Below are 19,552 nucleotides of genomic sequence, written 5' to 3'. Positions count from 1 at the left end.
GTTCTATGGGTAAAGGGAAGCGGTTGCCGCAAGGCAGGTCCAGCGCGCATTTTGCATGAGCGGCAGCCTTCGCTTACTTTCCTGACGCCGATGCAATCCATGCGCGCGCATACACTCGGAGGATTTGCCGGTACAACCGCACCGCCCTGGTGCGATGCCGCCCCTCGCCAGGCTCCCGCCCAAAGGATGTTCCATGAACCAGCTTGATGCGCTTCGACAGTACACGACCGTGGTGGCCGATACCGGCGACTTCCACCAACTGGCCCAGTTCCAGCCGCGGGATGCGACCACCAATCCCTCGCTCATCCTCAAGGCGGTGCAAAAGCCCGAGTACGCGCCGCTGATGCGCGCCACCGTGGCCCAGTACAAGGGCCGCCGCCTCGACGAGGTCATGGACCGCATGCTGGTGCGCTTCGGCTGCGAGATCCTGAACACCATTCCGGGCCGCGTCTCCACCGAAGTCGATGCGCGCCTGTCGTTCGATACCTCGGCCACCGTGGCGCGTGCCGAGCGCCTGATCGAGCTGTACCAGGCCGAAGGCGTGCACATCGACCGCGTGCTCATCAAGATCGCCTCCACCTGGGAAGGCATCGAGGCGGCGCGCCAGTTGGAGCTGCGCGGCATCCACACCAACCTCACCCTGCTGTTCTCGTTCTGCCAGGCCGTGGCCTGCGGCCAGGCCAAGGTGCAGCTGATCTCGCCCTTCGTGGGCCGCATCTACGACTGGTACAAGAAGCAGGCCGGCGCCCAGTGGGACGAGGCCGCCATGGCCGGCGCCAACGATCCCGGCGTGCGCTCCGTGCGCGCCATCTACGAGCACTACAAGCACTTCGGCATCGCCACCGAGGTCATGGGCGCGAGCTTTCGCAACACGGGCCAGATCGTGGCGCTGGCGGGCTGCGACCTGCTGACCATCGCCCCCGAACTGCTGGCCCAGCTGGGCGCCAGCGATGCGCCCCTGGCGCGCGCCCTGGACCCCGAGGCCGCGCGGACCCTGGCCCTCGATCCCGTGCACTACGACGAAGCCGGTTTCCGCCTGGCCCTCAACGAGGACGCCATGGCCACCGAGAAGCTGGCCGAAGGCATACGCGCCTTCGCTGCCGACACCAGCAAGCTCGAAGCATTGATGCAGCAGGGCGCAGACTGATTGGATGAAGATCTTGCCCGTTTTGTGCAACACCTTGCCGGCCTGGTCGGCACTTGAACGCCATTTCAACGAAGACATCCGGTCCCTGGATCTGCGCCAGGCCTTTGCCGCGGACGCGGGCCGGCTGGACGCGCTGAGCCAGCAGGCCCCGCATGTCTTCGCCGACCTGTCCAAGAACCTCTGGACCGAAGCCACCGAGACGCTGCTGCGCGAGCTGGCGCAGCAGGCCGGCGTGCTGGCCCAGCGCGACGCCATGCTGGCCGGCGAGCCCGTCAACTGCACCGAGGGCCGCGCCGTCATGCACTGGCTGCTGCGCATGCCGCGCGACGGCGGCCAGCTGCGCCACTGCGCCACCGTGCAGCAGTGGCAGCCGGCCATGCACGAGGCGCTGGCACAGGTGCACGAGACGCTGGACGCCATGCTGGCCCTGGCCGAGCAGGTGCGTGGCGACGAGGGCATCACCGACATCGTGAACATCGGCATCGGCGGCTCGCACCTGGGCCCCGAAGTGGTGGTCAATGCGCTGGAGGACTGGGTCGATGCGGGCAAGAATTTCCATTTCGTCTCCAACGTCGATGGCCATGAGCTCGGCCATGTGCTGCGCCGCGTGCGCCCGCACAGCACGCTGTTCCTGATCGCCTCCAAATCCTTCACCACGGCCGAGACCATGCTCAACGCGCACTCGGCGCGCCGGTGGTTCCTGGAGCAGGGCGGCAGCGAGGATGCGCAGGCCGCGTGCTCCATCGACCGGCACTTCGTGGCGCTCACCACCAATGTGCAGGCCGCAGCCGACTTCGGCATCCGCCGCACGCTGGGATTCTGGGACTGGGTGGGCGGCCGTTTTTCGCTGTGGTCGGCCATCGGCCTGCCGGTGGCCATCGCCATCGGGGCGGCGCAGTTCCGTGCGCTGCTGGACGGCGCCCATGCCATGGACGCGCATTTCTTTTCCTCCGGCGTGGAGGGCAACCTGCCGCTGCGCCTGGGCCTGCTGGACGTCTGGTATCGCGATTTCTGCGGCTTCTCCAGCCGCTGCATTGCCCCCTACAGCCATGGCCTGCGGCGGCTGACCGCCTATCTGCAGCAGCTGGAGATGGAGAGCAACGGCAAGGGCGTGACGCGCGACGGGCAGACACTGCCCGTGCGCACGGCGCCCGTGATATGGGGCGAGCCCGGCACCAATGGCCAGCATGCCTTCTTCCAGATGCTGCACCAGGGCCAGGACGTGATTCCCGTGGAATTCATCGCGCTGCGCGACGGCGGCAAATACCTGGGTGCCCATCACCAGAGCCTGGTCGTCAACGCCATTGCCCAGGCCCAGGCCCTGATGGAGGGGCGCCACGGCGAAGAAGGGGCAGAGCGCCATTGCGCGGGCAACCGGCCCAGCAGCTTCCTGCTGCTGCAGCAGCTGGACCCGGCATCGCTGGGCGCCCTGATCGCGCTGTACGAGCACCGTGTCTTCTCGGCCGGTGCGGTCTGGGGCATCAACAGCTTCGACCAGTGGGGCGTGGAGCTGGGCAAGCACCTGGCGCGCCAGCTGCATGCGCGCCAGGACAGCGGCGACTGGCAGGGCGTCGATGCCTCGACGCAGGGCCTCATGCACCGGCTTGCGGCAGGGTCGGCCGGCTGACCGGGCGCGGCGGGCCTGTGGCCCCCGCGGCGCACCAGCAGGGTGCCGGGTCATGTGGGTGGAGCATGACCTTCTTCCATTTCATCGTTATGCACAGGCGCCTGATTGCTCGATAGTTGATGCAATCGCCTTGACGGCGGCCCTGCTTGCATGCAGCCAGTGACGGCGGCTCGGCAGGGTGGAGGCGCAGCGCGCCTTCGGACCTGCAACAACTATCCAAGGAGACCCTCGATGCGATTCGTACTGGCCCATGTGGCGATGGCATGTGTGGTGGCGGCAACTGGCGCTGCCCATGCACAGGAAGCGGCCGGCACGCTGGACAAGATCCAGAGCACAGGCAAGGTGGTGATGGGCGTGCGCGAAAGCTCGGCGCCCATGGCCTATGCCTTCGGGACCACGCAGAAGTACGTGGGCTACCACGTCGAGCTGTGCGAGAAGGTGCTGGCCCAGATCGTGCCCAAGGCCAAGATCGAGTACATGGCCCTGACCTCGCAGAACACCATGCCCCTGGTGCAGAACGGCACCGTGGACATCGGCTGCGGCCCGACCACCAACAACCTCGCGCGCCAAAAGCAGGTGGCCTTTGCCGTGACCACCTACGTGAGCCAGGTGCGCATGGCCGTGCGTGCCGACTCGGGCATCACCTCCTTCAAGCAGCTCGACGGCAAGCCCGTGGCGGCCTCGGCCGGCACGACTGCCGTGCAGCTGCTGCGCAAGTACGGGCGCGACAATGGCGTGAACCTGCCCACCTCGCTGGGCAAGGACCATTTCGAGAGCTTTCTGATGCTCGAATCGGGCCGTGCCGATGCCTTCGTGCTGGACGACAACCTGCTGGCCGGCGTCATCGCCAACTCCAAGAACCCTGCAGGCTTCAAGATCGTGGGCGAGGTGCTGGGCTCCGAACCCATCGCCATCCTGTTTCGCCGCGACGATCCCGCCTTCAAGAAGGCCGTGGACGACGTGCTGGTGGGCATGATGGCCTCGGGCGAAGTGGCGAAGATCTACGACAAGTGGTTCGTGCAGCCCATTCCGCCCAAGAATGCCCCGTTGAACCTGCCCATGAGCGACATGCTCAAGCAGCTGCTGCAAAAGCCCAACGACAAGCCGCTGGAGTCCTACGCGCAGCAGTGACCACGGGCCCGGACCCGGTCATCGCGACCGGGCCAGTTCGGCCACCGCCTGTGCCAGTGCCGCAATGCCTGCATCGATCTGATCGGTGGCAATGGAGGACAGGCGCAGCCGGAAAAAGGGGCAGGGCTGGCGCGGCGTCGCAAAGAACGCGCTGCCTGCCTCGATCAGCACGCCGTGGCGGCGCGCCACGGCGGCCAGCGCATCGGCGTCCAGCCAGGCCGGTGCCTGCACCCACAGCGACGCGCCGCCCTGGGGCTGGCGGAAGATGAAATCCGGCAGGTGCGCGCGCAGCGAGCGGTCCACCTGAGCCACGCGTTCCAGCATGGCCTGGTTCACGCGGCGCGCATGGGCCTCATGGTGGCCCAGCGACAGGAACAGCGCATAGGCGTGCTGCAGAAAGGCGCTGGGGTGGCGCACCATGGCATGGCGCAGCACGCGCAACTCGTCGATCAGCGCGCGCGGCGCAACGATGTAGCCCAGCCGCAGCGCGGGCGACAGGCTCTTGGACAGCGAACCCACATAGATCACGCGCCCGCTCTTGTCCAGGCTCTTGAGCGCGGGCATGGGCGTGCCCTGGTAGAGGTTCTCGGCCTCGTAGTCGTCCTCGATGATCACGAAATCGCCCTGCTCGGCGCGGCGCAGCAGCTGCTCGCGCCGCTGCAGGCTCAGCGTCACGGTGGTGGGACTCTGGTGCGAGGGCGTGACGAACAGATAGTCCAGCGGCGGCAGGCCATCGACCACCACGCCTTCCCCATCCACGGCCACGGGCACCCAATGCGGGCGGCGCAGCGAAAAGGTGTTGCGCGCATGCGGGTGGCCGGGCTCCTCGAAGCCCAGGCGTTGCGAGGGGTCCAGCAGCGCGTCGGCCAGCAGGTAGAAGGCCTGCTGCGCGCCCACGGTGACCAGGATCTCTTCCTTGAGCGCGAACACGCCGCGCCGGGGCAGCAGGCGCAGGCGGATCTGCTCGATCAGGTCGGGCACATCGTCGGTCTCGAAGTCCGGCGTCCACTGCGGCAGCTGGGCGCGCGCCAGGCTGCGCGTGCAGCATTCCCGGAAGCCTTCGGTGGGAAACAGCGCGGGATCGTGCATGCCGTAGACGAAGGGGTAGGGGTACTCGCGCCACTGCAGCGGCTTGGACAGCGTGTGCCTGTCCGTCAGCGAGCGCAGCACGCGTGCAGACCAGTCCGGTGCGGGCTCCCCGGGACTTGCCGCAGGCAGGGCCAGGGCGCCGTCCACACCAGCCAGGCGCGAATCCCGGGCCACGAACACGCCGCTGCGCGGGCGGGCTTCCAGAAAGCCTTCATCCACCAGCTGCTCATAGACCGTGGTCACGGTATTGCGCGACACCTCCAGCAGGCGCGACAGCTCGCGCGAGGGCGGCATGGCCGCGCCGGGCGGCAGGCGGCCTTCGAGGATGGGCTGGACCAGGGCCAGGCGCAGGCGGTCCTTCAGGGGAAGGCCGGGCTGCTCGGGCAGCGCGAACAGGCGGGCCCACTGGTGGCGTGGGTCTGTGGCGGAAGGGGTGCTCATGGCGCAACGGAGGCAATCGGGGGGCGTTCTTGGCGCGACCGGGCAGAGGGCGCGCGGTCGGCGCCATGTTGCGGTGCGGGTGCGGGCAAGTAAAGGTTTGGGCCGGCTGACGCGGGTAAACACCGGGCCTCTGGCTCCTACGTTTGGACGGCTGTGGCCCCCGCGGCCCGCGCCCTTGTTGCGTATTCTGGATTGAAGGCAGCGAGCCGCGCGGCCTGGCGATCCAACGAGGGAGACAGTCCATGCACACCATCACTTTCCGACGCCGCGCCCTGGCGGCCCTGGCCCTGGCCGGCGCGCTGGCGGGCCTGGCGGCCACGCCGCTGCAGGCCCAGGCCCAGGAGCCGCAGCGCGGCGGCACCCTGATCGTGGGCAGCACCCAGGTGCCACGGCACCTGAACGGCGCCGTGCAATCGGGCATTGCCACGGCCATGCCTTCCACCCAGCTGTTCGCCAGCCCGCTGCGCTTCGATGACCAGTGGAAGCCCCAGCCCTACCTGGCCGAGTCCTGGAAGCTGGCCGAGGACGGCAAGTCGCTGACCCTGAACCTGCGCAGGAATGCCGTGTTCCACGACGGCAAGCCCATCACCTCGGCCGACGTGGCCTTCTCCATCATGGCCATCAAGGCCAACCATCCGTTCCAGACCATGCTGGGGCCCGTGGAGAAGGTGGACACGCCCGACCCCTACACGGCCATCATCCGCATGAGCGCGCCGCATCCGGCCATCCTGCTGGCCATGAGCCCGGCGCTGGCGCCCATACTGCCCAGGCACATCTATGGCGACGGTGCCGACCTCAAGACCCATGCGCGCAACAGCGCCGACGTGGTGGGCTCGGGGCCGTTCAAGCTGACCGAGTTCCGCGCGGGCCAGCGCATCGTGATGGAGCGCTTCGACAAGTTCTTCCTGCCCGGCCGCCCCTATCTGGACAAGCTGGTCTTCAACATCGTGCCCGACTCCTCCAGCCTGCTGCTGAGCCTTGAGCGCGGCGACGTGCAGATGGTGCCCTACCTGCAGGCCTCCATCGACCTGAAGCGCCTGTCCACCAATCCCCAGATCACGCTGACCGGCAAGGGCTTCGAGGGCATAGGCTCGATCAACTGGCTGGCCATCAACACCGACAGGAAGCCGCTGGACGACGTGCGCGTGCGCAAGGCCATTGCGCATGCCATCGACAAGAACTTCATCACCAAGGCGCTGATGGGCGGCTTCGCCAGCGTGGCCGACGGCCCCATCGTGGCGGCCAGCCCCTTTGCCTCGGCCGACCTGGTGCGCTATCCGCTGGACCTCAAGAAGTCGGCGGCCCTGCTGGACGAGGCCGGCCTCAAGCCCGGGGCCAATGGCGAGCGCTTCAAGATCACCATCGACTACCTGCCGGGCACGGACGAGCAGCAAAAGAACGTGGCCGAGTACGTGCGTGCCCAGCTCAAGAAGGTGGGCATCGCGGTCGAGGTGCGCGCCTCGGCCGACTTCCCGGCCTGGGCCCGGCGCCTGGCCACGCATGACTTCGACCTGTCCATGGACATCGTCTTCAACTGGGGCGACCCGGTCATCGGCGTGCACCGCAGCTACCTGTCCACCAACATCAAGCCCGTGGTCTGGACCAACACCCAGTCCTACCGCAATCCCAAGGTGGACGAGCTGCTGAACACGGCCAGCAGCACGCTGGATGCGGCCGAGCGCAAGAAGCTCTATGCGGCCTTCCAGAAGACCGTGACGGACGAGCTGCCGGTGATCTTCATCAACAACTCGCCCTACCACACGGCTGCGCGCAAGAACGTGGGCAACCTGCCGACCACGGTCTGGGGGCCGGCCTCGCCCTATGACGAGATCTTTCTGAAGTAGTCGGGGAGGTGCAGTCCATGGCTTTTCTTCGCACACTCCTCAAGCGGCTGCTGCAGGGCCTGGCGCTGGTGCTGGCCGTGGTGGTGCTGAACTTCATGCTGGTGCATGCGGCGCCCGGCGATCCCGTGGAGACCATTGCCGGCGCCAGCGGCGGCATGGAGCCCGAGCTCATGGCCGAGCTGCGCACACGCTACGGGCTGGACCGGCCGCTGCCCGTGCAGCTGGGCATCTACCTGGCGCGCGTGGCCAGTGGTGATCTGGGCTACTCCTACTTCTTCAACCTGCCGGTGGCGCAGATGATTGCCGAGCGCGTGCCCGCCACCTTGCTGCTGGTGCTGGCCGCCGTGCTCACGGCCTTCGTGGTGGGCACGCTGCTGGGCGTGCTGTCCTCGCGCCGGCCCAACGGTCTGCTGTCGCAGTGCATCACCGTGCTGTCCCTGGTGGGCTTTGCGGCGCCCGTGTTCTGGACCGGCATGCTGCTGGTGCTGGCGTTTGCCTCCTGGTGGCCCGTGCTGCCGGTGTCGGGCATGCGCTCGGCCGATGCCGCAGGCGGCGCGGGCCTTGCCGACCTGCTGGACGTGGCCCGGCACCTGGTGCTGCCTGCGCTGACACTGGCCCTGGTCTACCTGGCGCAGTACAGCCGGCTGTCGCGCTCGTCCATGCTGGACGTGCTGGGCGCCGACTACATCCGCACGGCGCGCGCCAAGGGGCTGGCCGAGCATGTGGTGCTCTACCGCCATGCGCTGCGCAACGCGCTGCTGCCCGTGGTGACCATGCTGGGCCTGCAGTTCGGCAACGTCATGGCCGGCGCCATCATCGTGGAGACGGTCTTCAACTGGCCGGGCCTGGGCCGGCTGGCCTTCGACTCGGTGCTGCGGCGCGACTACCCGACCATCCTGGGCGTGCTGCTGTTCTCCTCCATCGTCGTGGTCGTGATGAACCTCGTCACCGACCTGTGCTACCGGCTGATCGATCCCCGCATCAAGGCGGCCTGAGACCATGAATGCCATCACACCACCTTCCGTGTCCGTGCCGAGCGTCGCCGCGCCGCAGGCCGCAGCCCATGCCGAGCACCCGGCCCGTGAGGCGCTGCGCATGTTCCTGCGCAACCCCTCGGCCATTGCCGGCATGGCCATGCTGCTCATCGTGCTGCTGGTGGCCATTGCCGGCCCCTGGATCTGGCCTGCGGACCCGTTCGAGATCCGCACCATGCCGCTGAGCCCGCCGTTCAGCGAGGAGGCCTGGCTGGGCAGCGACCAGCTGGGGCGCGACGTGCTCACGGGCATCATCCACGGCGGCCGCGCCACGCTGATGGTGGGCGCCTTCGCGGCTTTGCTGTCGGTGTGCATCGGCGTGACGCTGGGGGCGATGGCCGGCTACTACGGCGGCCGCGTCGATGCGCTGCTGATGCGCGTGACCGAGTTCTTCCAGGTGCTGCCTGCGCTGCTGTTCGCCATGGTGGTGGTCACGCTGTTCTCGCCCTCGCTGGTGACGGTCACGCTGGCCATCGGCAGCGTGAGCTGGCCGGCCACGGCGCGGTTGACGCGGGCCGAGTTCATGCGCATCCGCCAGCTTGAATTCGTGCGCGCGGAGAGCGCCATCGGCGCGCGCCACGGCCGCATCATCTGGAAGGTGATCCTGCCCAATGCGCTGCCGCCGCTGGTGGTGTCGGCCACGCTGGCCGTGGGCGCCGCCATCCTGTTCGAGGCCGGCCTGTCCTTCCTGGGCCTGGGGGACCCCAACCAGATGAGCTGGGGCCTGATGATCGGGTCGGCCCGCCAATACCTGCTGTCGTGCTGGTGGGCCGTGGCCTTTCCTGGTGCTGCCATCTTCGTCACCGTGCTGGCCGTCAGCCTGATCGGCGACGGCCTCAACGATGCACTCAACCCCAAGCTGAGGGAGCGCTGATGGACACCGATACCCCCCTGTTGCAAGTCAGCGGCCTGCGCGTGGCCTTCCAGGGCCGGCGCGGCCAGGCCACGGTGCTCAACGGCGTGGATTTCGATCTGCGCGCGGGCGAGACCCTGTGCGTGGTCGGCGAATCCGGCTGCGGCAAGAGCATGACGGCGCTGGCGCTGCTGCGCCTCATTCCCTCGCCTCCGGGCCGCATCACGGGCGGGCAGGTGCGCTTCCAGGGCGAGGACCTGGTGGCCGCCGGCGAGGCCCATATGCGCCAGGTGCGCGGCAACCGCATCTCCATGATCTTCCAGGAGCCGATGACCTCGCTGAACCCGGTGCTCACCGTGGGCGAGCAGATCGCCGAGCCGCTGCGCCTGCACGCCGGCCTGGACGCGGCCGCCGCGCGCCAACGCGCCGTGGAAATGCTCCGGCAGGTCGGCATCCCCGCGCCCGAGCGGCGCGTGCACGAGTACCCGCACCAGCTGTCGGGCGGCATGCGCCAGCGCGTGATGATCGCCATGGCCCTGGCCTGCCGGCCCGACATCCTGATCGCCGACGAGCCCACCACGGCGCTGGACGTGACCGTGCAGGCGCAGATCTTCGACCTGCTGCGCGAGCTGCAGCGCGACAAGGGCACGGCCATCGTGCTGATCACGCATGACATGGGGGCCGTGGCCGAGATGGCCGACCGCGTCATGGTCATGTATGCGGGCCGCGTGATCGAGCAGGGCCGCTGCGAACAGGTGCTTTCAGCGCCCGCCCATCCCTACACGCGCGGCCTGATCGCCTGCCTGCCCGAGCTGGGCAGCAGCCAGGCAGGCGGGCGCACCGAGCTGCCCGAGATCCCCGGCGTCGTGCCCTCGATCTGGGAGTTGGGCAGCGGCTGCGCCTTTCGTGCGCGCTGCCGCGAGGCCCAGCCGCGCTGCGCCAGCGAAGCTCCGCCGCTGACCGCGCTGGATGATCCATCCCACGGCGTGGCCTGCTGGCTGCACGCTCCCGCTTCCCGCATCCGCGCCCACACGGAGGCCCTGGCATGAACGCACGCATGGACGATACCCTCTTGCAGGTGGACGATCTCCAGGTCCACTTTCCGCGCCCGGGCAAGGGCCTGTTCGGCAGGCCCGAGGTGGTCAAGGCCGTGGACGGCGTGTCTTTCAGCCTGCGGCGCGGCAGCACGCTGGCCGTGGTGGGCGAGTCGGGCTCGGGCAAGACGACCACGGCGCTGGCCGTGATGCGTCTGGCGCCCGTGACGGCAGGCCGCATGCAGCTGGGCGATACCGACCTGGGCGGCCTGTCGGGCGAGGCCCTGCGCCAGGCGAGGCGGCGCATGCAGATCGTGTTCCAGGACCCGTTCTCCTCGCTGAATCCGCGACAGCGCGCGGGCGATGCGGTGCGCGCTCCGCTGGACCTGATGGACGTGGGCACGCCGGCCGAGCGCGAGGCGCGCGTGGCCGAGCTGTTCACCCAGGTCGGCCTGCGGCCCGAACAGCGCCAGCTGTTCCCGCACCAGTTCTCGGGCGGCCAGCGCCAGCGCATCAACATCGCGCGCGCCCTGGCCACGCGGCCCGAACTGGTGGTCTGCGACGAACCCGTGTCGGCGCTGGACATCGCCATCCGCGCCCAGATCCTCAACCTGCTGGCGCGGCTGCAGCGCGAGCTGGGCCTGAGCTACCTGTTCATCTCGCACGACATGGCCGTGGTCGAGCACATCTGCGACGACATCGCCGTCATGTACCTGGGCCAGATCGTGGAGCGCGCACCGCGCCAGGCCTTCTTTGCGCGGCCGCTGCATCCCTACAGCGTGGCCCTGATGTCGGCCGTGCCCACGGTGCGCGGCGGGCGCGAGCGCGCGGCGCGGCGCATCCGGCTGGCCGGCGACCCGCCCAGTCCCATCGACCCGCCCGCGGGCTGCCGCTTCGCCGGGCGCTGCCCCGTGGCCGTGCCTGCGTGTTCGGCCGAGGCGCCACCGCTGCGCGAAGCCGCCCCCGGCCATTGGGTGCGCTGCATCCGCGTGGACCACATCGATGGCGTGCCGCGCGCGCCGCTGGCCCTTTGAACCCGGAGCACCCGCCACCATGAGCATCACCGTCTACGCCGCCCGCAAGATCATCACCATGAACCCCATGCAGCCCGAGGCCACGCACGTGGCCGTGCGCGACGGGCGCATCCTCGCGGTCGGGGACCTGGCGCGCTGCACGGCCTGGGGCGAATGCCGCATCGACGAGCGCTTTGCCGACCAGGTGCTGCTGCCCGGGCTGGTGGAGGGCCACTGCCACCTCAAGGAAGGCAGCATGTGGGATTGGACATACACGGGCTGGTTCGACCGGCGCGACCCCGACGGAAAGACCTGGCCCGGCCTGCGCTCCATGGATGCCGTGGTGGACCGCCTGGCCGAGGTGGCGGCGCGCATGGATGCGCAGGGCCTGCCGCCCGGCCAGCCGCTGATCGCCTGGGGGTTCGATCCCATCTACTTCGGCGGCGAGCGCATGACGGTGGAGCACCTGGACCGGGCCGCCGCAGGCCGTCCCGTCGTGATCTCGCACGCCAACGGCCATTTGATGAACGTCAACAGCGCCATGCTGCGCCTGGCCGAGATCACGCGCGACAACGAGGTCGAGGGCGTGGTGCGCTTTGCGCCCGGCCACGCCCTGGCCGGCGAGCCCACGGGCGAGCTGCAGGAGCCGGCCGCCATGTTCCTGGTGCTGCGCAAGATCGGCAACGCCGGGCTGCTGGCGCCCATGACCGAGGCGGGCGTGCGCTCCTTCGCTCGCCTGGCCTGCCGCCAGGGCGTGACCACGGCCACCGACCTGGTCAACAAACTGGGTGAGCAGGACTGCCGCGTGCTGGAGGCCGCGCTGGGCGACGACCAGGTGCCCATCCGCATCCTGCCCGCCTTCCAGGCCTTCCACGGCACGCATGGCGCCGAGGCCGGTGCCGAGCATGTGCGCACGCTCATGGCGCGCAACACCGACAGGCTGCGCTACGGCCTGGTCAAGATGATGCTGGACGGCTCCATCCAGGGCTTTTCGGCACGCCTGCGCTGGCCCGGTCACTACAACGGCGCGCCCAACGGCATCTGGGTCACCGCGCCCGCGCAGTACGAGGCCGATTTCGAGACCTACCACCGCGCAGGCCTGCTCATCCATACGCACACCAATGGCGACGAGGCCAGCGAGGCCGCCATCGACGCCATAGGCCGCGTGCTGGCCCGCGCGCCCCGGCCCGACCACCGCCACACGCTGCAGCATGGCCAGATGATCGATGCGCCGCTGTTTCGCCGCATGGCGGCGCTGGGCCTGTGCGCCAACCTGTTCGCCAACCACCTCTGGTACTGGGGCGACCAGCACTACGAGATGACCATGGGGCCGGACCGCGCCATGCGGCTCGATGCCTGCGCCAGCGCGCTGGCCGCCGGCGTGCCGCTGGCCATTCACTCGGATGCGCCCGTCACGCCGCTGGGGCCGCTGTTCACCGCCTGGTGCGCGGTCCACCGGATCACGCCCAAGGGCCGCGTGCTGGGCGCGGCCGAGCGCCTGACCGTGGCCCAGGCCCTGCATGCCGTCACGCTGGGCGCGGCCTGGACACTGAAGCTGGACCACGAGATCGGCAGCGTCGAATGCGGCAAGCGCGCCGACTTCTGCGTGCTGGAGGACGATCCGCTGTCCCTGGACCCCATGGTGCTCAAGGACCTCCGGGTCTGGGGCACGGTGCTGTCGGGGCGCGTCTTCAAGGCGGCATGACATGGGACAGCGGTTGCCGTTCACGGTCATCGGCGGCTTCCTGGGCGCCGGCAAGACCACGCTGCTCAACCACTGGCTGCGCCATGCGGATGGGCAGCGGCTGGCCGTGCTGGTCAATGACTTCGGTGCGCTCAACATCGATGCAGGCCTGATCAAGGCCCACAGCGGCGACACCATCGCGCTGACCAATGGCTGCGTGTGCTGCCAGATCGGCGATGACCTGTCCATGGCCCTGATCGGCGTGCTGCAGCAGCGCGAGCGCTTCGACGCCGTGGTGGTCGAGGCCAGCGGCGTCTCCGACCCCTGGCGCATCGCCCAATTGGGCCTGGCCGATCCGGGTCTGGCGCTCGATGGAGTCATCGTGGTGCTGGATGCCGGCACCTTGCTCTCGCAGGCCGCCGATCCGCTGCTGGCCGACACGCTGCAGCGCCAGGTGGCCCGGGCTGATCTGGTCATCGTCAACAAGACCGATCTGGCCGATGCCCGGACCCTGGAGCGCGTGCACGGCTGGATAGCCAGCCACGCGCCAGCCGCGCAACGCTGCGATGTGCACGAAGCCCGGGTGCCCGTGCAACTGCTCAGCGGCGCAGCCCTCCTGCGTGGTGCGCGGGAGGTCTCATGGGGTACTGGCACTGCGCGCCCCATGCATGGCCGGCAGTTCGAGACCTGGTCCTGCCAGCCGCCCGGGGGGCTGTGCGAGACGGCCCTGCAGGCGTGGCTGCAGGCCATGCCGGCTGGCGTGCTGCGGCTCAAGGGCGTGGTGCAGACCGGGGCGGGCCAGTGGAGCGAGCTTCAGTTTGCCGGGCGCAGCGGCCGGCTGCGTGCCGCATCAGCGCCCGTGCAGCAGCAGCAGGTGCCCGCCATCGTGGCCATCGGCCTGGCCGGGCAGTTGCCGGTGGCGGCGCTGCAGGCGCTGGTGGCAGGCGCTGCGGGCGTCAGGGCTGCGGGCCGTCCCGCATGAAATCCTGGGCCGCCTGCTGCAGCCACTCGCGCAGGCTTTGCAGCGGCGGGTAGTTGCCGCGGCTCGTGGGCCAGGCCAGGTAGTAGCGCTCGGCGCTTTCCATCTCGGGCAGATGGGGCAGGGCACGCACCAGATCGCCCTGGGCCAGTTCCCGCTCGATCAGAAAACGCGGCAGCAAGGCCACGCCCACGCCGGCGATGGCGGCCTGGGCGGCGGTGGCGAACTGGTCGAACAGCATGCCCTGGCCCTCGGCCATGGGCGCATGGTGCACGGACAGCCAGCGCTGCCAGGCATCGGGGCGCGAGGCCAGGTGCAGCAGCGGCGCCTGCAGCAGGTCCTGGGGCTGGGCAAAGCCATGCTGGGCCAGCAGGGCGGGGCTGCAGGCAGGCACCACGGTCTCGCTCATCAGAAAGGCCAGCTCGGCGCCCGGCCAGTGCGGCAGGCCGAAATGGATGGCGGCGTCCACGGCTTCGAGCTGGAAGTCGAACTGGGACAGCCGCGTCGTCAGGTTGATGGTGATGCCCGGGTGGGCGCTGAAGAACTGCGGCAGGCGCGGCGCCAGCCAGCGCGTGCCGAAGGTGGGCAGGATGGCCAGGTTCAGGCTGCCGCCGCGCGGGTTGGCCCGAAAGCCCAGCGTGGCCGTGGAGATGCGCATTAGCGCGCCCCGGATTTCCTGCGCATAGGCCTGGCCGGCCGGGCTCAGGCGCACGGTCTGGCGCTCGCGCACAAAGAGTTCTGCCTCCAGCCGCTCCTCCAGCGCTCGGATCTGGCGGCTGACGGCGCTTTGCGTCAGGTGCAGCTCGGCCGCAGCTGCCGTGAAGCTCTGGTGCCGGGCCGCTGCCTCGAAGGCGCACAGCAGGGACATGGGGGGCAGGAAACGGCGGGACAGCAGCATGGCAGAGGGCGGTGGGGCAATCGTGGGAGGGGCATTCTGTTTGGGAATGACCTATGGGCCCGATTATCGTTTGACCAGGCTCAAGGCGCAGACCTAGCATGCGTGCCAGGAATTCACCATGCCGCAGGCTGATCTGCGGCCCCACCATCAGTCCCCACGAGCACCATGTCCTCTACGTCCGCCAACGCCTTCGTGCCTTCCGACGAGATCCGCGCGCGCTTTTCCAGCGCCATGTCCGAGATGTACCGCGATGAAGTGCCCCAGTACGGCACGCTGATCGAGCTCGTGGCCGACATCAACCAGCGCACCCTGCAGGCCGAGCCTGAGCTGCTGGCCCGGATGCAGCGCAGCGGCGAGCTGGCCCGCCTGGGCGTGGAGCGCCACGGCGCCATCCGCGTGGGCACGGCCGCCGAGCTGTCCATGCTGCGCCGCCTGTTCGCCATCATGGGCATGGAGCCCGTGGGCTACTACGACCTGTCGGTGGCCGGCGTGCCCGTGCACTCCACGGCCTTCCGTCCCGTCAGCGATGCCGCGCTGCTGGCCAATCCCTTCCGCGTCTTCACCTCGCTGCTGCGCCTGGACCTGATCGCCGACGAGGCGCTGCGCGCCCAGGCCGCCGCCATCCTGGCGCGCCGCAACATCTTCACCGAGCGCGCGCTGGCGCTGATCGCCCAGTCCGAGGCCAACGGCGGCCTCACCGATGCCGAGGCCGATGAATTCGTCGGCGAGGCGCTGGAGACCTTCCGCTGGCACAGCGAGTCCACCGTGGACGGCACCACCTACGACGCGCTGCACAAGGCCCACCGCCTGATCGCCGACGTGGTCTGCTTCAAGGGCCCGCACATCAACCACCTGACGCCGCGCACCCTGGACATCGACGCGGCCCAGGCCGCCATGCCCGCACGCGGCATGGATGCCAAGGACGTGGTCGAAGGCCCGCCGCGCCGCGCCTGCCCCATCCTGCTGCGCCAGACCAGCTTCAAGGCGCTCAAGGAGACCGTGCGTTTCGCCGGCGATGCCACGGGCGCAGGCTCGCACACGGCGCGCTTCGGCGAGATCGAGCAGCGCGGCGTTGCGCTCACGCGCAAGGGCCGCGCGCTCTACGACCAGCTGCTGGCCCAGGTGCGCGACATGGGCAGCGCGGGCAGTGCCGCACCCGACTACGGCAGCCGCCTGGCCCAGGTCTTCGAGGCTTTCCCCGACACCCATGAGCAACTGCGCCGCCAGGACCTGGCCTTCTACCGCTTCACGCTGAGCGATGAGGGCGCCGCCCTGGCCGCAGGCGAGGCCGCCGCGGCCGCCGCCTCGGACCTGGACGCCCTGATCGCCCGCGGCCTGGCCCAGGCCGAGCCCATCGTCTACGAGGACTTCCTGCCCGTGAGCGCGGCCGGCATCTTCCAGTCCAACCTGGGCGGCGAAGAGCAAAAGCAGTACGCGGCCCATGCGGCCCAGCAGGCCTTCGAGGCCGACCTGGGTGCCCGCGTGCATGACGAGATCGCGCTGTACGAGCAGGCGCAGCAGCGCTCCATCGACCAGCTGCGCAGCGCGCTGCGCACCCAGGCCGCCCAGGCTGTGGCCTGACCGGCTGCCTGGAGGCCGGCTTTGGCCGGCATCCACCCTGTATCCCCTTTCCCGGGGCGCATGCGCAGGCGCCAGGCCTGTGCACGCGCCCCTTTGTTTTTTGCAAAGCCGCAAGAGGCCTTCATGAGCACTGCAGACCTGGGCATTCAGTCGCCCACCGCCCATCTGTTCAACCCGCTGTTCGCACATCCCGAAGGCTCGCCCATACGCGAGCTGTTTCCCTATCTGAGCCGCCCCGGCATGCTCTCGCTGGCGGGCGGCTATCCCTCGCCCAGCCTGTTCGATGCCGAAGGCCTGCAACAGGCCGCGATGGCCGCTTTGCAGCAGGACGCTGCCGCCAGCCTGCAGTACGGCGCCAGCGAAGGCCAGCTGCCGCTGCGCGAAGCCCTGGCCGCACTGTGCGCCACGCGCGGCATTGCCTGCACGCCGGCCGACATGATCGTGACCACGGGCTCGCAACAGGCCTTCGACCTGCTGGTCAAGGTGCTGGTGGAGCCTGGCGATCCGGTGCTGGTCGAGGTGCCCGCCTACCCGGCCACGCTGCAGACGCTCAAGCTGGCCCAGGCACAGGTCGTGGCCGTGCCCACGGATGAACACGGCCTGGACACCGGTGCCCTGGCCAGCCTGCTGGCGCAGTGGCCCCATGCGCGCCGCCCCAAGCTGCTCTACACCGTGCCCAACTTCTCCAACCCGGGCGGCACGCTGCTGCCCGCGGCGCGGCGCGAGGCCCTGGTGGCGCTGGCGCGCCAGCACGGCTTTGCCATCGTCGAGGACGATCCCTATGGCGAGCTGCGCTTTACCGGCCAGCGCGAGCCGTCGATCTACGAAACAGGCCTGGCGCAGTGCGGCGCCCAGTCCAACCCCGTGGTCTACCTGTCCAGCCTGTCCAAGACCGTGGCACCGGCGCTGCGCATCGGCTGGATGCTGGCCGACGCCCAATTGCTGCGCCGCTGCACCATCGCCAAGCAGACGGCCGACCTGTGCACCTCGCCGCTGGCGCAGATGATCGCCGCGCACTATCTGCGCTCGGGCCGCTATGCACCCCAGCTGGCCCAGGCCTGCGCCGAGTACGCGGCGCGCATGGATGCGCTGTGCTCGGGCATGCAGTCGGCCCTGGGCGAGCAGATCCGCTTCGTGCGGCCTGCGGGCGGCATGTTCGTCTGGGCGCAGCTGCTGCCGCCACAACGGCATGCGGGCGAGCCCGAGGCCCTGGCCCGGGCGCTGTTCACGGCCGCTGTGGAGCAGGGCGTGCTCTATGTGCCAGGCAAGGCCTTCTTCCCGGCCGAGGCGGCGCAGCAGGCCGGCCTGTGCATGCGCCTGTCGTATGCGGCGCCCACCGTGCCCCAGATCACCGAGGCCGTGGCGCGCCTGGGCCGGGCCTGGGGCCAGGCCGTGTCCTGAGGACATCGGCAACAGCGTTCATGCAATGAAAAAGGCCGCCCGAGGGCGGCCTTTTTCTTGCGGGGCAAACCGGGCATGGCGCAAGGCCTGCCCGGTTGCGGCGGGCAATTACATGCCCATGCCGCCCATGCCACCCATGCCGCCCATGTCGGGCATGGCGGGGGCGCCTTCAGCCTTGGGGGACTCGGCGATCATGGCTTCGGTCGTCAGCAGCAGCGATGCCACGGAAGCGGCGTTCTGCAGGGCCGTACGCGTCACCTTGGTCGGGTCCAGGATACCCATTTCCAGCATGTCGCCGTAGGTGTCGTTGGCGGCGTTGAAGCCGTAGTTGCCCGAGCCGTTCAGCACGGCGTTGACCACCACCGAGGGCTCGCCACCGGCGTTGGCCACGATTTCGCGCAGGGGCGCTTCGATGGCCTTCATGATCAGCTTGATGCCGGCGTCCTGCTCGGCGTCGCCGGTCTTCAGTTCGCCCACGGCTTGCTTGGCACGCAGCAGAGCCACGCCGCCGCCGGCCACGATGCCTTCTTCCACAGCAGCGCGGGTAGCGTGCAGGGCGTCTTCAACGCGGGCCTTCTTTTCCTTCATCTCGACTTCGGTGGCAGCGCCGACCTTGATCACGGCCACGCCGCCGGCCAGCTTGGCCACGCGCTCTTGCAGCTTTTCGCGGTCGTAGTCGCTGGTGGCTTCTTCGATCTGGATGCGGATCTGCTTGACGCGGGCTTCGATTTCAGCAGCTTGGCCAGCACCGTCGATGATGGTGGTGTTTTCCTTGCCGATTTCGATGCGCACTGCCTGGCCCAGGTCTTCCAGGGTCACCTTGTCCAGCGCCAGGCCCACTTCTTCAGCGATGACCTTGCCGCCCGTCAGGATGGCGATGTCTTCCAGCATGGCCTTGCGGCGGTCGCCGAAGCCAGGAGCCTTGACAGCCACAACCTTCAGGATGCCGCGGATGGTGTTGACCACCAGCGTTGCCAGGGCTTCGCCTTCGACGTCTTCTGCAATGATCAGCAGGGGACGGCCGGCCTTTGCCACGGCTTCCAGCGTGGGCAGCAGGTCGCGGATGTTGCTGATCTTCTTGTCGAACAGCAGCACGAAGGGGTTGTCCAGCAGGGCAACCTGCTTTTCGGGATTGTTGATGAAGTAGGGCGACAGGTAGCCGCGGTCGAACTGCATGCCCTCGACGACGTCGAGTTCGTTGGCCAGCGACTTGCCTTCTTCAACGGTGATCACGCCTTCCTTGCCGACCTTGTCCATGGCTTCGGCAATGATGCTGCCCACGGATTCGTCGGAGTTGGCGGAGATCGAGCCGACCTGGGCGATTTCCTTGGAGGTGGTGGTGGCCTTGGATTGCTTCTTCAGCTCTTCCACCAGGGCGGCGACAGCCTTGTCGATGCCGCGCTTGAGGTCCATGGGGTTCAGGCCGGCGGCCACGTACTTGATGCCTTCGCGGACGATGGCCTGTGCCAGCACGGTGGCGGTGGTCGTGCCGTCACCGGCGATGTCGTTGGTCTTGGAGGCCACTTCCTTCACGAGCTGGGCGCCCATGTTCTGCAGCTTGTCCTTGAGTTCCACTTCCTTGGCGACCGACACGCCGTCCTTGGTCACGGTGGGGGCGCCGAAGGAGCGCTCCAGCACCACGTTGCGGCCCTTGGGGCCCAGCGTGACCTTGACCGCGTTGGCCAGGATGTTCACGCCTTCAACCATGCGGGCGCGTGCTTCGCCGCCGAAAACTACGTCTTTTGCTGCCATTTCAATTCTCCGGATTCAGTTGGAAAGTGCGGTTTCGAAGCGCG

At 69.0% G+C, this 19,552-nt stretch carries 15 protein-coding genes; 12 read left to right on the top strand and 3 right to left on the bottom strand.

The genetic code is table 11. The features are described from left to right. Window positions 1-193: 193 nt before the first annotated feature. From tal to AC5I49_RS28425, 3 genes are all read left to right on the top strand, one after another. Window positions 194-1,147 (top strand): transaldolase, encoded by a 954-nt coding sequence (tal, locus tag AC5I49_RS28435; protein WP_495790219.1) that lies wholly within the window; start codon window positions 194-196, stop codon window positions 1,145-1,147. 4 nt (window positions 1,148-1,151) lie between these two features. Continuing rightward, a complete protein-coding gene (gene pgi, locus AC5I49_RS28430; RefSeq protein WP_016448715.1) occupies window positions 1,152-2,774 on the top strand; it encodes a glucose-6-phosphate isomerase in 1,623 nt (540 codons plus the stop codon). Window positions 2,775-3,005: 231 nt separating this feature from the next. Further along, a complete protein-coding gene (locus AC5I49_RS28425) occupies window positions 3,006-3,905 on the top strand; it encodes a transporter substrate-binding domain-containing protein (RefSeq protein ID WP_016448714.1) in 900 nt (299 codons plus the stop codon). Window positions 3,906-3,923: 18 nt separating this feature from the next. On the opposite strand, the gene pdxR is transcribed toward AC5I49_RS28425, so the two are convergent. Next, the gene (gene pdxR / locus AC5I49_RS28420; RefSeq protein ID WP_495790218.1) at window positions 3,924-5,435 is read right to left on the bottom strand and encodes a MocR-like pyridoxine biosynthesis transcription factor PdxR; all 1,512 of its coding nucleotides are present in this window, start codon (window positions 5,433-5,435) and stop codon (window positions 3,924-3,926) included. Window positions 5,436-5,677: 242 nt separating this feature from the next. Here pdxR and AC5I49_RS28415 point away from each other — a divergent pair, with 242 nt between their 5' ends. The 7 genes from AC5I49_RS28415 to AC5I49_RS28385 are packed head-to-tail and all read left to right on the top strand — an operon-like array spanning window position 5,678 to window position 13,879. Beyond that, window positions 5,678-7,279 (top strand): ABC transporter substrate-binding protein, encoded by a 1,602-nt coding sequence (locus tag AC5I49_RS28415; RefSeq protein WP_310044458.1) that lies wholly within the window; start codon window positions 5,678-5,680, stop codon window positions 7,277-7,279. A 17-nt stretch (window positions 7,280-7,296) separates the two neighbouring features. Continuing rightward, window positions 7,297-8,274, top strand: a complete 978-nt coding sequence (locus tag AC5I49_RS28410) for an ABC transporter permease (protein WP_012207467.1) — start codon at window positions 7,297-7,299, stop codon at window positions 8,272-8,274. A gap of 4 nt (window positions 8,275-8,278) precedes the next feature. Then, the gene (locus tag AC5I49_RS28405; RefSeq protein ID WP_043790046.1) at window positions 8,279-9,187 is read left to right on the top strand and encodes an ABC transporter permease; all 909 of its coding nucleotides are present in this window, start codon (window positions 8,279-8,281) and stop codon (window positions 9,185-9,187) included. Continuing rightward, window positions 9,187-10,215 carry an ABC transporter ATP-binding protein gene (locus tag AC5I49_RS28400; RefSeq protein WP_034397073.1) on the top strand — a complete coding sequence of 343 codons (1,029 nt, stop codon included), beginning with the start codon at window positions 9,187-9,189 and terminating at the stop codon, window positions 10,213-10,215. Before AC5I49_RS28405 ends, AC5I49_RS28400 begins: the two co-directional genes overlap by 1 nt. Continuing rightward, window positions 10,212-11,234 carry an ABC transporter ATP-binding protein gene (locus tag AC5I49_RS28395; RefSeq protein ID WP_016450885.1) on the top strand — a complete coding sequence of 341 codons (1,023 nt, stop codon included), beginning with the start codon at window positions 10,212-10,214 and terminating at the stop codon, window positions 11,232-11,234. Before AC5I49_RS28400 ends, AC5I49_RS28395 begins: the two co-directional genes overlap by 4 nt. 19 nt (window positions 11,235-11,253) lie before the next feature. Beyond that, window positions 11,254-12,918 carry an amidohydrolase gene (locus tag AC5I49_RS28390; protein WP_495790217.1) on the top strand — a complete coding sequence of 555 codons (1,665 nt, stop codon included), beginning with the start codon at window positions 11,254-11,256 and terminating at the stop codon, window positions 12,916-12,918. Between the two features lies 1 nt (window position 12,919). After that, a complete protein-coding gene (locus AC5I49_RS28385) occupies window positions 12,920-13,879 on the top strand; it encodes a CobW family GTP-binding protein (protein WP_495790216.1) in 960 nt (319 codons plus the stop codon). Here the strand turns inward: AC5I49_RS28385 and AC5I49_RS28380 are convergent. Continuing rightward, window positions 13,854-14,774, bottom strand: a complete 921-nt coding sequence (locus tag AC5I49_RS28380) for a LysR family transcriptional regulator (protein ID WP_012207461.1) — start codon at window positions 14,772-14,774, stop codon at window positions 13,854-13,856. The two genes, AC5I49_RS28385 and AC5I49_RS28380, sit on opposite strands and share 26 nt — an antisense overlap. Window positions 14,775-14,939: 165 nt before the next feature. Between AC5I49_RS28380 and hglS the strand changes: the two genes are divergently transcribed. After that, window positions 14,940-16,355, top strand: coding sequence for a 2-oxoadipate dioxygenase/decarboxylase HglS (gene hglS / locus AC5I49_RS28375; RefSeq protein WP_160852860.1), 1,416 nt, complete (start codon window positions 14,940-14,942; stop codon window positions 16,353-16,355). Between the two features lie 123 nt (window positions 16,356-16,478). Beyond that, window positions 16,479-17,756, top strand: a complete 1,278-nt coding sequence (locus AC5I49_RS28370; protein WP_034364479.1) for an aminotransferase-like domain-containing protein — start codon at window positions 16,479-16,481, stop codon at window positions 17,754-17,756. Window positions 17,757-17,864: 108 nt separating this feature from the next. Here AC5I49_RS28370 and groL read toward each other — a convergent pair whose 3' ends face one another. Next, the gene (groL, locus tag AC5I49_RS28365) at window positions 17,865-19,508 is read right to left on the bottom strand and encodes a chaperonin GroEL (RefSeq protein WP_016445455.1); all 1,644 of its coding nucleotides are present in this window, start codon (window positions 19,506-19,508) and stop codon (window positions 17,865-17,867) included. Between the last annotated feature and the right edge of the window lie 44 nt (window positions 19,509-19,552).

Source organism: Delftia sp. (assembly GCF_059499305.1).
Note: the sequence above shows the minus strand (reverse complement) of the source record. Positions and strands in the feature narration are given on the sequence as shown.

Bases quoted from the DNA above. Each gene is read 5' to 3' on its own strand.
- AC5I49_RS28410 (WP_012207467.1), top strand. From the start codon at position 7,297: ATGGCTTTTCTTCGCACACTCCTCAAGCGGCTGCTGCAGGGCCTGGCG.
- hglS (WP_160852860.1), top strand. From the start codon at position 14,940: ATGTCCTCTACGTCCGCCAACGCCTTCGTGCCTTCCGACGAGATCCGC.
- AC5I49_RS28385 (WP_495790216.1), top strand. From the start codon at position 12,920: ATGGGACAGCGGTTGCCGTTCACGGTCATCGGCGGCTTCCTGGGCGCC.
- AC5I49_RS28405 (WP_043790046.1), top strand. From the start codon at position 8,279: ATGAATGCCATCACACCACCTTCCGTGTCCGTGCCGAGCGTCGCCGCG.
- AC5I49_RS28425 (WP_016448714.1), top strand. From the start codon at position 3,006: ATGCGATTCGTACTGGCCCATGTGGCGATGGCATGTGTGGTGGCGGCA.
- pgi (WP_016448715.1), top strand. From the start codon at position 1,152: ATGAAGATCTTGCCCGTTTTGTGCAACACCTTGCCGGCCTGGTCGGCA.
- AC5I49_RS28370 (WP_034364479.1), top strand. From the start codon at position 16,479: ATGAGCACTGCAGACCTGGGCATTCAGTCGCCCACCGCCCATCTGTTC.
- AC5I49_RS28400 (WP_034397073.1), top strand. From the start codon at position 9,187: ATGGACACCGATACCCCCCTGTTGCAAGTCAGCGGCCTGCGCGTGGCC.
- tal (WP_495790219.1), top strand. From the start codon at position 194: ATGAACCAGCTTGATGCGCTTCGACAGTACACGACCGTGGTGGCCGAT.
- AC5I49_RS28395 (WP_016450885.1), top strand. From the start codon at position 10,212: ATGAACGCACGCATGGACGATACCCTCTTGCAGGTGGACGATCTCCAG.
- AC5I49_RS28380 (WP_012207461.1), bottom strand. From the start codon at position 14,774: ATGCTGCTGTCCCGCCGTTTCCTGCCCCCCATGTCCCTGCTGTGCGCC.
- AC5I49_RS28390 (WP_495790217.1), top strand. From the start codon at position 11,254: ATGAGCATCACCGTCTACGCCGCCCGCAAGATCATCACCATGAACCCC.
- AC5I49_RS28415 (WP_310044458.1), top strand. From the start codon at position 5,678: ATGCACACCATCACTTTCCGACGCCGCGCCCTGGCGGCCCTGGCCCTG.
- groL (WP_016445455.1), bottom strand. From the start codon at position 19,508: ATGGCAGCAAAAGACGTAGTTTTCGGCGGCGAAGCACGCGCCCGCATG.
- pdxR (WP_495790218.1), bottom strand. From the start codon at position 5,435: ATGAGCACCCCTTCCGCCACAGACCCACGCCACCAGTGGGCCCGCCTG.